This window comes from Chloroflexota bacterium (assembly GCA_016235055.1).
Lineage (GTDB): Bacteria > Chloroflexota > Anaerolineae > JACRMK01 > JACRMK01 > JACRMK01.
The window spans coordinates 54315-67589 of sequence record JACRMK010000049.1; the positions used below are offsets into that span (position 1 = coordinate 54315).

General features: G+C 66.0%; 13 protein-coding genes and 1 tRNA gene. 13 read left to right on the forward strand and 1 reads right to left on the reverse strand.

Annotated elements, in window-relative coordinates; translation table 11 throughout:
- The first annotated feature begins 8 nt into the window (after positions 1-8).
- The 8 genes from HZB53_12160 to HZB53_12195 all read left to right on the forward strand — a co-directional run bounded on the left by HZB53_12160 (position 9) and on the right by HZB53_12195 (position 8351).
- Entirely contained in the window at positions 9-1913 is a 1905-nt protein-coding gene (locus HZB53_12160) for an NAD-binding protein (GenBank protein ID MBI5878394.1), read from the forward strand.
- Positions 1913-3745 (forward strand): 5'-nucleotidase C-terminal domain-containing protein, encoded by a 1833-nt coding sequence (locus tag HZB53_12165; protein ID MBI5878395.1) that lies wholly within the window; start codon positions 1913-1915, stop codon positions 3743-3745. The genes HZB53_12160 and HZB53_12165 overlap by 1 nt, the downstream gene beginning before the upstream one ends.
- Positions 3746-3813: 68 nt before the next feature.
- Positions 3814-3903 (forward strand) — tRNA-Leu (locus HZB53_12170).
- A 280-nt stretch (positions 3904-4183) separates the two neighbouring features.
- Positions 4184-4879 (forward strand): hypothetical protein, encoded by a 696-nt coding sequence (locus tag HZB53_12175; protein MBI5878396.1) that lies wholly within the window; start codon positions 4184-4186, stop codon positions 4877-4879.
- Complete coding sequence (locus HZB53_12180; GenBank protein ID MBI5878397.1) at positions 4872-5498, forward strand: ABC transporter ATP-binding protein; 627 nt, start codon at positions 4872-4874, stop codon at positions 5496-5498. Before HZB53_12175 ends, HZB53_12180 begins: the two co-directional genes overlap by 8 nt.
- 9 nt (positions 5499-5507) lie before the next feature.
- Complete coding sequence (locus HZB53_12185) at positions 5508-6269, forward strand: methyltransferase domain-containing protein (GenBank protein MBI5878398.1); 762 nt, start codon at positions 5508-5510, stop codon at positions 6267-6269.
- A gap of 84 nt (positions 6270-6353) precedes the next feature.
- The gene (gene coaBC / locus HZB53_12190; protein MBI5878399.1) at positions 6354-7568 is read left to right on the forward strand and encodes a bifunctional phosphopantothenoylcysteine decarboxylase/phosphopantothenate--cysteine ligase CoaBC; all 1215 of its coding nucleotides are present in this window, start codon (positions 6354-6356) and stop codon (positions 7566-7568) included.
- A gap of 210 nt (positions 7569-7778) precedes the next feature.
- On the forward strand, positions 7779-8351 hold the full coding sequence (locus HZB53_12195; GenBank protein ID MBI5878400.1) for a hypothetical protein: 573 nt from the start codon (positions 7779-7781) through the stop codon (positions 8349-8351).
- A gap of 477 nt (positions 8352-8828) precedes the next feature.
- Here the strand turns inward: HZB53_12195 and HZB53_12200 are convergent, their stop codons facing one another.
- Positions 8829-9089 carry a DsbA family protein gene (locus HZB53_12200; protein MBI5878401.1) on the reverse strand — a complete coding sequence of 87 codons (261 nt, stop codon included), beginning with the start codon at positions 9087-9089 and terminating at the stop codon, positions 8829-8831.
- Between HZB53_12200 and HZB53_12205 the strand changes: the two genes are divergently transcribed.
- From HZB53_12205 to HZB53_12225, 5 genes are all read left to right on the forward strand, one after another.
- A complete protein-coding gene (locus HZB53_12205) occupies positions 9082-9336 on the forward strand; it encodes a hypothetical protein (protein ID MBI5878402.1) in 255 nt (84 codons plus the stop codon). The genes HZB53_12200 and HZB53_12205 overlap by 8 nt on opposite strands.
- An 84-nt stretch (positions 9337-9420) precedes the next feature.
- Entirely contained in the window at positions 9421-10509 is a 1089-nt protein-coding gene (locus HZB53_12210; GenBank protein MBI5878403.1) for a glycosyltransferase, read from the forward strand.
- 466 nt (positions 10510-10975) lie between these two features.
- On the forward strand, positions 10976-11671 hold the full coding sequence (locus HZB53_12215) for a hypothetical protein (protein ID MBI5878404.1): 696 nt from the start codon (positions 10976-10978) through the stop codon (positions 11669-11671).
- Between the two features lie 183 nt (positions 11672-11854).
- The gene (locus tag HZB53_12220; GenBank protein ID MBI5878405.1) at positions 11855-12574 is read left to right on the forward strand and encodes a hypothetical protein; all 720 of its coding nucleotides are present in this window, start codon (positions 11855-11857) and stop codon (positions 12572-12574) included.
- A gap of 25 nt (positions 12575-12599) precedes the next feature.
- Positions 12600-13274 carry a CpsD/CapB family tyrosine-protein kinase gene (locus tag HZB53_12225; GenBank protein MBI5878406.1) on the forward strand — a complete coding sequence of 225 codons (675 nt, stop codon included), beginning with the start codon at positions 12600-12602 and terminating at the stop codon, positions 13272-13274.
- Position 13275: the final 1 nt, after the last annotated feature.

The window sequence follows — 13275 nt, forward strand, 5'->3', positions numbered from 1 at the left end:
CTGCTTGCATGAAATCGTTCACGCTCCGCGACCGGATCCGCTACCGATTCGACAATCTGTTCGCGCGCGGCACCGTCGCGCTGATCGTCGCGCTGGCGGCCGCCACCGCGCTGCTGATCTTCATCGTCTCGCTGATCGTCGTCATCAGCGGCGTTGGCGCCACGGATGACTCGGCCGGGCCGGATCTGTTCGAGATGATGTGGCGCAGCCTGCTGCGCACGCTCGACCCCGGCACGATGGGCGGCGATAGCGGCAGCCCCGGCTTCCTGGGGGCCAGCCTGATTGTCACGCTCGTCGGCATCTTTATCACGAGCATTCTGATCGGTATCGTGACCAGCGGCATCGAACGGCAGTTGGACGGTTTGCGGCGCGGCCGCTCGCTGGTCGTCGAGCGTGATCACGTTGTCATCCTGGGCTGGTCGCCGCAGATCTTCTCGATCATTGACGAATTGATGGAGGCGAACGCCAGCCGGCGCGATGCCTGCATCGTCGTGATGACCGACATGGAAAAACCTGAAATGGAGGAGCAGATCGCCGCGCGGGTGCGCTCGCGCGGGCACACGCGCGTCGTCTGCCGCACCGGCAACCCGCTCGACGTGACCGATCTCGACATCGTCAATCCAAACGCGGCGCGCGCGATCCTGATTCTGTCGCCGGAAAACGGCCATCCCGATCTGCACATCATCAAGTCGCTGCTGGCCGTCGTCAGCCGCGGCGGCGAGCGCTCCGCCGATTGGCACATCGTCACGCAGGTGAGCGATGCGCGTAATCTCGACGTGACGCGCATGGTGAGCGACGGGCGCGCGCAACTGGTGCTCGAAGGCGACCTGATCTCGCGCATCATGGTGCAGACGAGCCGGCAGGCCGGCCTGTCGGCGGTGTACAGCGAACTGTTGAGCTTTGAGGGCAACGAGATCTATTTCCGCGCCGAGCCTGCGCTGGCGGGTTGCGCATACCGCGACGCGCAGCTGAGGTACGCCGATGCCTCCATCGTCGGCGTGGCGCGCGCGGGCGGGCCGGCACTGCTCAACCCGGCGCCGGATACGCGCATCGAAGCGGGCGACCGCCTGATCATGATCGCCGCCGACGACAGCCTGATTGCGCTCAACACGGCGGGACCGGCCGCGGTGGACCCGGCCGCGCTGGCGACGCGCCAGCCGCGCGCGCCGGAGGCGGAACATACGCTGATTCTCGGCTGGAACCATCGCGGCGCCGGCATCATTCGCCAGCTCGACCAGTATGCGCAGTCGGACTCGCTCATTCTGGTCGTGGCCGACGACCCGGACGCGCAAACCGCGATCGCGCGCGATTGCGCCGATCTCAAGCGCCAGACCGTCACGTTCCAGCCGGGCCAGACAACCGACCGCCGCGTGCTCGACGCGCTCGATATCGCCTCGTTCTCGCATGTGATGGTGCTGAGCTACTCCGACGCTCTGCCGACGCAGGAAGCCGACGCGCAGACGCTGGTCACCCTGCTGCACCTGCGCGATATTCGCGAGCGCGGCGGCCGCTCGTTCTCAGTCGTCAGCGAGATGCTCGACCTGCGCAACCGGCGGCTGGCGGAGGTGGCGCACGCCGACGACTACATCGTCAGCGATCACCTCGTCAGCCTCATCATGGCGCAGCTCGTCGAGAACCCGCAGTTGTCGCCTGTGTTCGACGACCTGTTCGACCCCGAGGGCGCGGAAATCTACCTGAAGCCCGCCGAGGACTACGTGCAGCCCGGCCGCCCCGTGGATTTCTACACCGTGACGGCCGCCGCCGCGCGCTATGGCGAGTCGGCGATCGGCTACCGGCTTCAGCAGCGGGCCAACGACGTCGCACAGAGCTACGGTGTCGTGCTGAACCCGCGCAAGTCTGAGCGCGTGACATTCGCACACGGCGACAAGCTGATCGTGGTCGCGGAGGCGTAATGCGGCGCATCTTGCGTTTCGCGCTGCTCTGCCTGCTCGTGCTGGCCGCTGTTGCGGGCGCGCTGGTCGCGCCGGCGGCCGCGCAGGGCGGCGAGTACCGGCTGACCGTCCTGCACACCGGCGAGAACCACGGCCACTGGGATTCGTTCACGCAGACGATCTCGCTGGGCGGCATCGCTCGCCGCGCCACATTGATCCGGCGCGTACGGGCCGAAGGCGGCAACGTCCTGGCGCTCGACTCGGGCGACGTGTCGCAGGGCACGCTGTACTTCACCCAGCATCGCATGGCCGAAGGCGCGGCGTTCTACAACGCGGCGGGATACGATGTGGTTGGCATCGGCAACCACGAGTTCGATCTGGGTCCCCGAACCTTTGCCGAAAACTGGGTCGCCAATGCGCGCTTCGGCATCGTCAGCACCAACCTCGACTTCTCGGCTGAACCGTTGCTGGCCGGCAAGCTGCCGCCGTTCATGGTCAAGACGATCGGCGGCGAGCCGGTCGGCATCCTGGGATTCACGACCGAGGATGTCACGTTCAGCTCGTCGATGGGGCCGACCATTCGCGTCAGGCCGCGTGTCGAGTCGGCGCGCGCGGCCGTGGCGCAGTTGCAGGCGCAGGGCGTCAACAAGATCGTCGCCGTGAGCCATCTCGGCTACGGCGAAGACATCAAACTGGCTGCGGCGGTGGACGGTATCGCGCTCATCGTCGGCGGGCACACGCCAACGTTGCTGGGCGACCCGGCCCGTCTGAACCCGGCGTTGGGCGCGCCCGTCGGCCCGTACCCAACGGTGATTCGTTCGCCGGGCGGACGGCCGGTGCTGCTCGTGGCGGCCGGCGAGTGGGGCAAACTGCTCGGCCGCATCGACGTGACGTTCGACGCGACCGGCGCACCCGTTAAGTGGAGCGGTGAACCGATACTGGTCGATGCCGGCATTCCTGATGACCCGGCGGTCGAGGCGCTGCGGCAGCAGTTGGCTGCGCCGCTGACGACGGCCCGGCAGACGGTGATCGGCAAGGCGGCGTCCGACCTGGACGGCAGTGCGCGCCTGCTGCGCTCGCAAGAGGCGCCGATCGGCAATCTGGTGGCCGACGCGATGCTCGATGCCGCGCGCGCCGACGGCGCTCAGGTCGCGCTGATGAACGGCGGCGGCATCCGCACCGGCTTCAAGGCGGGCGACATCACGCTGGGGCAGGTGCTGGAGGCGCTGCCGTTCGGCAACCGGCTTGTGCAGCTCGACGTGAACGGGGCGGACCTGCTCGCCGTGTTGGAGAACGGCGTCAGCCGCATCAGCGACGGCGCAGGGCGCTTCCCGCAGGTGGCCGGCCTGCGCTTCGCGTTCAGCCTGACGCGGCCTGCGGGCCAGCGCGTGACCGCCGTCGAGATCGGGAGTGCGGCGGCCGGATTCAAGCCGCTCGACCCGGCTGCGACGTACCGCATTGTGACGAACGATTTCATGGCGGGCGGCGGCGATGGCTACGAGATGCTCAAGAACGGCACGGCGGTGCGCGGCGGCGACGTGCCGGTGGACAGCGTGGTTGCGGAGTATATCCGGGCGCGCGGGACCGTGTCGCCGCGCGTCGAGGGCCGGATCGCCAACGGCGCACTTTCGCCTGCGCCGACTGCCGTGATCGCGGCGTCGGGTGTGCTCACGTCGCCGACTGTGCCGCCGGCGGCAACGATTGTCACGCCGACTGTTGTGGTGACGCCGACCGCCATGCCAGCGCCGGCGGCGCTGGCCAGCAACCGAGAGCCGGTCGCTTGGTATGTCATCGCGGCACTGCTGATGGCCGCGCTGCTGCTGGGCGCGTGGGTTGCGCGCCGCCGCGCATAGAAGTGCTTCACACTACTTTGACAGCCCCACGCGGCATGTTATAATGTGGTTTGAGCCGCTGTTGGCGTGCGCCTGTGGCGGAACTGGCAGACGCGCTAGGTTGAGGGCCTAGTGACCCTTACACGGTCGTGGAGGTTCAAGTCCTCTCGGGCGCACCAACAAGCACACCCCCGGTGATTTATCATCGGGGGTGTTTGCTATTCAGCCGCCATGCCCTGCTGCTCGCGGACTTGGACGCGCGGCAACCGGTGCAATCCGTGCTTAGATACCAGCCCGGCGACGCGATCGCGTTGAGCGAAGCCGACTTCAGCCGCCTGCCCGCAGCCTTCTTTGCGGAGATCGAATGCAAGTACGCGTAGCCTGCGGGTCACCGACCCCCATCGCATGCCGGAGCGCCCGCCTTTTGTTGAACAACGTCCGCTGTGCTACCATGTTGCGGTGCATATCGCCATCGGCCCCGACGTCACAGCACGCGCGCCTCAACTCTGCCTGGGATGGCTGGTCATGCGCGGCCTGGCCGTGCGCGCCCATGACGACGGCCTGTGGGCCGCGGTGGAACGCGCCGGCGCGGACTTTGCCGCGCGGTACGGTATCAATCAGCTTGCGAGTGACCCGCATGCCCAGGCGGTGCGGCGGCTATTCAAGTCCGTTGGCGTTGACCCGGCTCGCTACCGCCCCTCGTCGGAAGCGCTGGCCCGGCGCGTCGTGCAGGGCAAAGGGCTGTATGCCGTCAATACGGCCGTGGACGTGAACAACTGGTGCTCGCTGGAAGAGCGCCTGCCGTTCGGCATTTACGATGCGGCGCGCATTGACGGGCCGGTGCTGCTGCGCCTGGGGCGCGAGAGCGAGGCGTACGACGGCATCGGCAAGGCGCTGATCTCGGTCGAAGGCAAGCTGACGCTTGCCGACGATCGCGGCGCGTTCGGCTCGCCGGTCGCCGATTCGGCCCGCACGCTGGTCGGCGTCCAGACGCGTGATATTATTCTCGTCGTCTTTGGCGCGGGCATGCCCGCGTCCGACATGCACCTCGTACTCCAGCGCGCCGCCGACCGGCTGGCGCAATTCAACGGCGGCACGCTCGCGCATACGCAGGTGCTGGAGCCGGCCGCCCGCACAGAGCTTGCTCATGACTGATATGGTTGTGGTCGATCGCGTCACCAAGGCGTGGGGTTCGAATGTCGCCGTCAATGCGTTCAGCATGCGCGCGGCGGAGGGCGAGGTGGTCGCCCTGCTGGGCGGGGTGCGCTCCGGCAAGTCCACCCTGCTCAAGATGATCTCGGCCGACGTGAAGCCCGACCGCGGCACGGTCAGCCTGTGCGGCTACGACACGGTGATGCAGGCCGGCATGGTGCGGCCGCGCATCGGCGTCGTACATCACGATCACTTCCTGGAGCCGAACCTGACCGGCCGCGAGAACCTCGACGAGCAGGCGCTGCTGCGCTTCCTGACGCCCGACGACGCCGAGGCGCGCATCAGCGAACTGCTGCCGCTGATCGAGATGGGCGCGCGCCTGGAGGCCAAAGCGAAGACGCTTGCCCCGGACGAATGGATGCGCCTCGAAATGCTGGCGTGCCTGATTCATCGTCCGCAGGTCCTGCTGGTCGACGAGCCGTCGCGTGGCTGCGACCCGGCAGGCCGCGAGCGCGTCTGGATGGCGCTGCGCCGGCTGCGCCCGCAGGTCAAGACCGTGTTGTTCACCACGCCCGACGAGACCGAAGCGGCGGCGTTGAGCGACCGCACGGTGCGCATTTAGGAGCCGAGCATGAGCGACGTCAAGAAGCTGGTGCAGGAGCAGTTTGGCAGAAACGCCGAGGCGTACGCGACCTCGCGCATGCACAGCCGCGGCGTCAGCCTGACGCGCGTCGTCGAGTTGACCGCGCCGCGTCCCGGCGATGCCGCGCTCGACGTGGCGACGGCAGCCGGGCATACCGCGCTGGCGCTGGCGCCGCACGTCCGGCGCGTGGTCGGGCTCGATCTGACGCCGCAGATGATGGTGCCCGCGCGGCGGCTGGCCGGCGAGCGCGGCGTCGCCAACGCCGACTGGATGGTCGGCGATGTCGAGAACCTGCCGCTGGCGTCGGCCTCGTTCGAGATCATCACCTGCCGCATCGCGCTGCATCACTGGCCCGACGCCGCGCGCGGACTGCGCGAGATGGCGCGTGCGGCCAAGCCCGGCGCACGCGTGGTGCTGATCGACAATGTGGCGCCGGCAGACGGCCACCTGGCGCAGTTCGTGAACCAGTTCGAGCGCGTGCGCGACCCATCGCACAACGTCTGCTACCCGCTCGCCGAATTGGCGGCCATGATGGACGCGGCGGGACTGCGCGCGCAGAGCACCGAACTGCTCGACAAGCCGACTGATTTCGAGGACTGGGTCAAGCGCATGCGCGTGCCCGATGCACCGCTGCGCGATCTGCGCGCCATGCTGCAGACGCCCGAAGCGGCGGCGACGATCCGCCCGGAAACGATCGATGGCGTCATGACGTTCCACATCACCGAAGCGATTTTGGTGGGGGTGCGGTAGCCTGTCACGCCCCCCGTGGTTCAACGGAACCGGCGTGGCCGGATCCGGTCGGTTCACTGAGCAGCGCATGGAGCGAAAGTCCGCGTGAACAACCTCACTGATAAACACGTTGTCCTCGGCGTGTCCGGCAGCATCGCCGCCTACAAAGCAGTCGACCTGGCGAGCAAGCTGTACCAGGCCGGGGCGATTGTGGATGTGATCCTGTCGCACGGCGCGCAGGAGATGGTGCGCCCGCTGTCGTTCCAGGCGATCACGCACCGGCCGGTCATCACGGAGGTCTTCTCGCCGCTGATGGAGACCGAGATCGGCCATGTGACGCTGGCGAAGCAGGCCGATGTCTTCGTCGTCGCGCCGGCCACGGCGCACACGATCGCCAAGTTGGCGCTCGGGTTGGCCGACGATATGCTCACCACCACCGCGCTGGCCACGACCGCGCCGATGCTGGTCGCCCCGGCGATGGAAAGCCACATGTTCCAGCACCCGGCGACGCAGGCGCACCTGGCCACCCTGCGCGCGCGGGGCGTGACGATCATGGAGCCGGGCAGCGGGCATCTGGCATCCGGCGCGTCCGGCGTGGGCCGCCTGCCGGAGCCGCAGCAGATCGTGCACGCGATCCGGCAACTGCTGGGCGCGTCCGGCGATCTGGCCGGGCGGCGCGTCGTCATCACGGCGGGCGGCACGCAGGAGGCGCTCGACCCGGTGCGCTACCTGACCAACCGCTCTAGCGGCAAGATGGGTTTCCGGCTGGCCGAGACCGCGCGCGACCGCGGCGCCGACGTGACGATCGTCACGGCGCCGTCGGCCGAGCCGACCCCCTACGGTGTGCGGCGGGTGGACGTGGTCACCGGGCTGGAGATGCTCGACGCCGTCATGCGCGAACTGACGCAGGCCGATGTGCTCGTGATGGCGGCGGCCGTCGCCGACTTCCGGCCCGCGACGGTGTCCGACCAGAAGATCAAGAAGGGCGCGCACGAGGGCATGACGCTTGAGTTGACGCGCAACCCGGACATCCTGAAAGAGGTGGCCGCCGCGCGCGCTGCCGGCCGGTTTGGCAGCCTGGTCGTCGTCGGCTTTGCGGCCGAGACGAGCAACCTGGTCGAGAACGGGCAGAAGAAGCTGGCCGAGAAGAACCTCGACCTGGTCGTTGCGAACCCGGTGCCGGAGTCGTTTGCCGGTGAGGAGAGCCAGGCGGTCTTCATCTATCGCGATCAGCCGCTGAAACCGTTCGAGATGCAGCCCAAGTCGCAGATCGCCGACAAAGTCTGGGACGTGGTGGCTGCATCTCGTCGATCGGGGTGACCTCCGCGATTTGAGACTGGCGCGCATCGGCTTCGATAGTGTCGAAAAATGGCCGGCACATGGGAAGCCCATCACTGTCGCACCCGTACTTCCAATCAGATTGTTAGTCGCCGAGAAATCTTCAACCGTGTAGGTCCCTATGCAATGGAGCCAGAACGTTTGGAGCCGCTATAGTGGAAGGTGAAGCGTCTTTGTCAAAAAGGAGTGCTCATGGCAAGAAAGCCTCTTTTCGCTATGGTCGGCCTCGGCGTGCTTCTGCTTGTCGTATTCTATGTGCAAGTAATAGCCAGAAACATAGCCGCACCAGCCATACTGTCAGCGACACCAACGCCCACCGTCGCCGCTGTTTTCAGTAATGTCCCCGCAACGTGCCCAATTACACGCCCGCCCAATCCGGCATTCGTTCCGCCAGCGCCGTGGCCCGCAGAGCCAGTGGGCGGCGACTTCTGGATTGGTACGCCGGAATTGTGGACATCCGTGAGCTCGACGGGAATGTGGATAAGGTTGCCGCATAATCCGACTGGCTATTCACAAAAGATTCCCGTGTGGAAGCCCAATTACAGCGCACAACTCGAGCCGCAGCCGAAGCTCACCATCACGGGAAAACGGCTGGATGTGGCTGCGCCGTCATACGTCACGAGTGGCGGAACCAATGCCTGCCACTCGGATTTCGGAGGCTGCGTCATGATGTGGGGCGTTGACCTGCCTTCGCTCGGCTGCTGGAAACTCACGATCGAACACGCCAGTTATGAACTGAGCTTCGTCGTATGGGTCGCGCAGTAAGGGTAGAGAGATTCGCGGCGCGATGCCCGTTCTGTGGTCAAAAGGCGTAGACGTTCGATAAGTGGCACAGGGCAGAATGATTCAGCTTGTCGGGAAAGTGGTCTTCAAGAGCCGTTGGGGCACATTTCAGATCTAAGGCGGACTAAAGTCAGAAGCGTCGGCAGACTTTTGCAACAGGCTCCTTGCTCGCGACGGTAGCGTTCAGTCCAATTTGTCATTGCGAGCGGTTTTTGCGAATCAATCTCCACCCTTGTGAGGCGAGGATGGAGATTGATTCGTCGCATACGACGCTCCTCGCAATGACGCCTGAACGGTTACCTCGCGACAACCGAAGCTGTCCGTACGCCCAATACCACGCTGGCCTTATGGTGCCAGGAACTCCAAGCCGCGCGTTACCCTGCCAACATCTCGCGCAAGAGCGGCCTCGCGGCAAGCGCGATGACGGCGCGTCACTTTTCGGGCCGAGAGGACGCCACATCAGGCGGTCGCGCCCTCCGCGATGCACTTATCCACGACCTGCGTGAGCAGTTCGAGCGGCTGTGCGCCGGTGACGAGGTATTTGCTGCCGATGATGAACGCGGGCACGCCGCTCAAGCGATACATGAAGCCGAGCGCCAGTTCCTGCTCGACGCGCGTCTTGTAGTCGCGCGCCTGCAACGCCCGGTCGAGCGCGGCGCTGTCCATGCCAGCAGCCTGCGCCAGTTCGACCAGCACGGCGGAGGTGAAAGCGTTGCCCAACGGCCGCAGCGTCCGTACCGCCGGCATGGTCGTCGTGCGCCCGCGCCCGCAGACGGCCAAGGGCATGGTGTTCATGTCGCCGGAAGACGAGTTTGGCCTGCTCGACATCGTCTTCCGGCCGGACGTTTATGGACGCTGCTGCCGGCAGATCCGCGGGCAGACGGTCATCCTCGTTGACGGCGAACTGCAGAAGGCGGGCGGCGCGATCAGCGTGCCGGCGCACCGCGCACGCGGGTGGGAGAGTTGAGCGCGGCAGAAGACTGACTGCGTTTGGGATTTAGAAGTTGGGATTTGGGATTTTGCCTCCGCCCGCGCTATACTCCCTCGTTGCATGGGCACAACACCGCGCGTGGCGATTCTGCACGACTGGCTCAACCAGGTCGGCGGCGCCGAAAATGTCCTCGAGGAACTGCATGCGATGTACCCCGGGGCGCCGATCTACACGTCGATGGTCTGGCGCGAGGCGATGCCGGCGCGCTACCGCGACTGGGACATCCGCACGACCTGGCTCGACCGCATCGGCTGGAGCAAGACGCACCACCAGTGGTTCCTGCTCGCCTACCCGCTCGCGTTCCGCGCGCTCGACCTGGCGGCCTACGATCTGGTGATCAGCAACAAGAGCGCGTTCTGCTTCACGGCGCGCACGCGGCCGGATGCCCGCCATCTCTGCTACTGCCTGACGCCGACGCGCTTCGTCTGGAACTTCGCGGCGTACGTGCGCGGCGAGGGTGCGGGCGGCGTGGCGCGGTGGGCGGTGCCGCCTTTCCTGCCGTACCTGCAGCGCGTGGAGCGGCAGGCCGCGGCACGCGTGACCCGCTTCGCCGCCATTTCGGGCGTCGTGCAGGCGCGCATTCGCACGCACTACGGGCGCGAGTCGAAGGTCGTCTTCCCGCCCGTCGCCGTCGAGCGCTTCCGCCCGAACACGGCGCCCCCGGACGACTATTACCTCGTCGTGTCACGGCTGATCCCGTACAAGCGCATCGACCTGGCGGTGCAGGCGTTCAACCAACTCGGCAAGCCGTTGGTCGTCATTGGCGACGGGCGCGACCGCGCCAAGCTGGAAGCGATGGCCGGGCCGAACATCCGGTTCCTGGGCCGGCTCGACGACGCCGAGACCGACAGCTACCGTTACCGCTGCCGCGCCTTCATCTTCCCCGGCGAGGACGATTTCGGCATCGCGCCGGTCGAGGCGATGGCCGCCGGGCGGGCCGCGATCGCTTTCGCGGCGGGTGGCGCGCTCGACACGGTGCGCGAGGGCGTCAGCGGCGTGCTGTTCCGCGAGCCAAGCGCCGAATCGCTGGCCGAGGCCGTGCGGCGCTTCGAGGCGCAGTCGTTCGATCCCGCCGCCGTGCAGGCGCACGCCGCGCTGTTCTCGACTGCCAATTTCCGGGCCCGCTTCAAGGAGTGGGTCGGCGCGTAAAGAAAAGATCTATCGCAGAGCACGCAGAGGGCACAGAGAAAAACAAATGTATCCGCGAATAACGCGAATCGACGCGAATAACAACAGGACCTTTCTCTTCTTTGCGTCCGTCGCGTTCTTTGCGGTTAAGTAGTCTTTCACCGTGTGCTCTGCGGTGAAATGCTGTTCAAGACAGCGATTGGGTTGGGTTGTAAAGAGACTAACCGCAGAGCACGCAGAGGGCACAGAGAAAAACAAATGTATCCGCGAATAACGCGAATCGACGCGAATAACAACAGGACCTTTCTCTTCTTTGCGTCCTTCGCGTTCTTTGCGGTTAAGTGGTCTTTCTCTGCGTTCTCTGCGGTGAAATGTTGTTCAAAACAGCATGGTTCTCATTCGTGCTGATTCGCGTTATTCGCGGATCAGTGGTTGTTCTTTGCGTTCTTTGCGGTAGTCAGTTTTTGTGGCGTGTGGAGTCGTGACTATGGAACTCAAAGCGTACTGGAACGTCGTCTTGCGGCGCTGGTGGATTATCGCCGTGCTGGTCGTCGTCGTGTTCGGCGCATCGCAGTTGCTGGCGCCCAAGCCGACCACGTCGTACACGGTCAGCATGCGCTTCGCCATCGGCCTGGCCGCCGACGCCATGCCGGCCGGCGCAGCGACGTATTACGACCCCGCCTACTACGACTGGCTCGTCTCGGAGTACCTGACCGACGACTTCAGCGAGATCGTCAAGTCGTCGGCGTTCGCGCAGGACGTCAGCCAGTGCGCCGGGCAGGGCGTGGCGCCCGGCATGGTGCAGGGCACGGCCAACACGCAGAAACAGCACCGCATCCTGACGCTTTCGCTTTCCGGCGGCGACAGGCAACAAGTGACGGCGATCGCTGACTGCGCCGCCAAAGTGCTGCGCGAGAACAACGCCAAGTATTTCGCGCAACTGAACACCTACCGCGCCTCGATCCAGATCATCGACGGTCCGAACGTCGCGGAGGCGACCAGCGACCTGCGCGGACGGCTCGACCTGCCGATCCGCCTCGCGCTGGCCGTCGTGGCCGGCATCGCGCTGGCGTTCCTGATCGACTACCTGGACGACTCCGTGCGCGGCGCGCGCGACGTGGAGGCGCTCGGGCTGAGCGTGGTCGGCGAGATTCCGCGCGCGCGGCGCAAGTGGCTGCGGTAGGGGGCATGGAAATCGGGGCGGGGCGACCCCGCCCCTACGATGCGGGTGTGTGGGGGCGCGGCGACCTGTCGCACCCTTTGGGGTGTCACCACGCCCGTAATCCGTTCTGTCCAATGCGCCGGTGGTTTCGTGTTTGACAGCCGCCATGCTACAATGCCTGACGGTCTGAAGGAGAGATAGTGCATGGATTTGCGTGATTATCTGAAGATTCTGCAAAAACGCTGGTGGATTATCGTGCTGGTGGCGGTCATTGCCGCCGGCAGCGCGTATGGCTTCAGCAAGCTGCAGGATACCGTTTATCGCTCGGCTATCAAGCTAACCGTGGAGCCCTCGCGGGCATCGGACTACGGGCAGACGCTCGCCATCAAGAACGTCCTGCGCAACTATGCCGAGCTATTGCGCGCCCGCAAGATGGCTCAACGCGTGATCGACACGCTTCAACTCGACATCAAGCCGGAGGCGCTGTTAGCCAAGCTCGCCGTCGACCCCAACGAGGCTGACTTAACGATCCAGATTGAAGTGCGCGACCACAGTGGCGGTAACGCCCAGCGCATCGCGCAAGCCTACGCCGAATTGTTCGTCAACCAGCGCCAGATCGCCAATCTGGAAAGAGATCAGACCGACCGCATCCTTACGTCGATCGTGGACGATGCCGGCGCGCCGGAGATCTACTCGCCCAAGACCAGCATTAACGTGCTGGCGGGCGGCGTGCTCGGCGGGCTGCTCGGCCTGATCATCCTGTTCGTGCTCGAATGGCTGGAGTCCGACGTCGTGCGTTCGGGCGAGGACGTCGAGCGCTACGCCGGCGTGCCCGTCATCGGCGCCATTCCAACCATCGGCGCGCGCCAGTCGCGCGGCGGCATGCCCGGCATCGCGCGCCTGGCGTTCTGGAAACGGGCCTGACCCGCGCCGCGCGGAGAGTACCCACATGAGCGATAACCGATCCGGCGCGCTGGTCACGCTGACCAACCCGCGCTCCTCTATCAGCGAAGCATACCGCACGCTGCGCACCAACATCGAATTCTCGTCGGTCGACCGGTCGCTGAAGAGCCTGCTGGTCACCTCGGCCGGTCCCGAGGAGGGCAAGTCGACCACGCTGGCCAACCTGGCCGTGGCGATGGCGCAGGGCGGCAAGCGCGTCATTATTGTAGACTGCGACCTGCGGCGGCCGTCGCAGCACACCATCTTCGAGCTGCGCAACGAGCGCGGCCTGACGAGCCTGATGATCGCCGACGCCGACCTGGGCAACCCGCCTCTGCAGGAGACGAGCCAGCCCGGTCTGCAGTTGCTGGCCGCCGGGCCGCCGCCACCGAACCCGTCGGAGATGCTTGGCTCCAAGCGCATGCAGGAAGTCATCAAGCGGCTCGCGGAGCGCGCCGATTGCGTCGTCTTCGACGCGCCGCCGATCCTGGCCGTGACCGACGCCGCCGTGCTGGCCACGCGCGTCGACGGCGTGCTGCTGGTCGTCAACGCCGGCGGCACCAAGCGCGACCACATGCAGAAGGCGCACGCCCTGCTCAAGAAAGTGAACGCGCCGCTGATCGGCGTAGTGCTGAACAACGTCAACTCCGACGACATGCTGAACCGCTACTACGGACAATAGC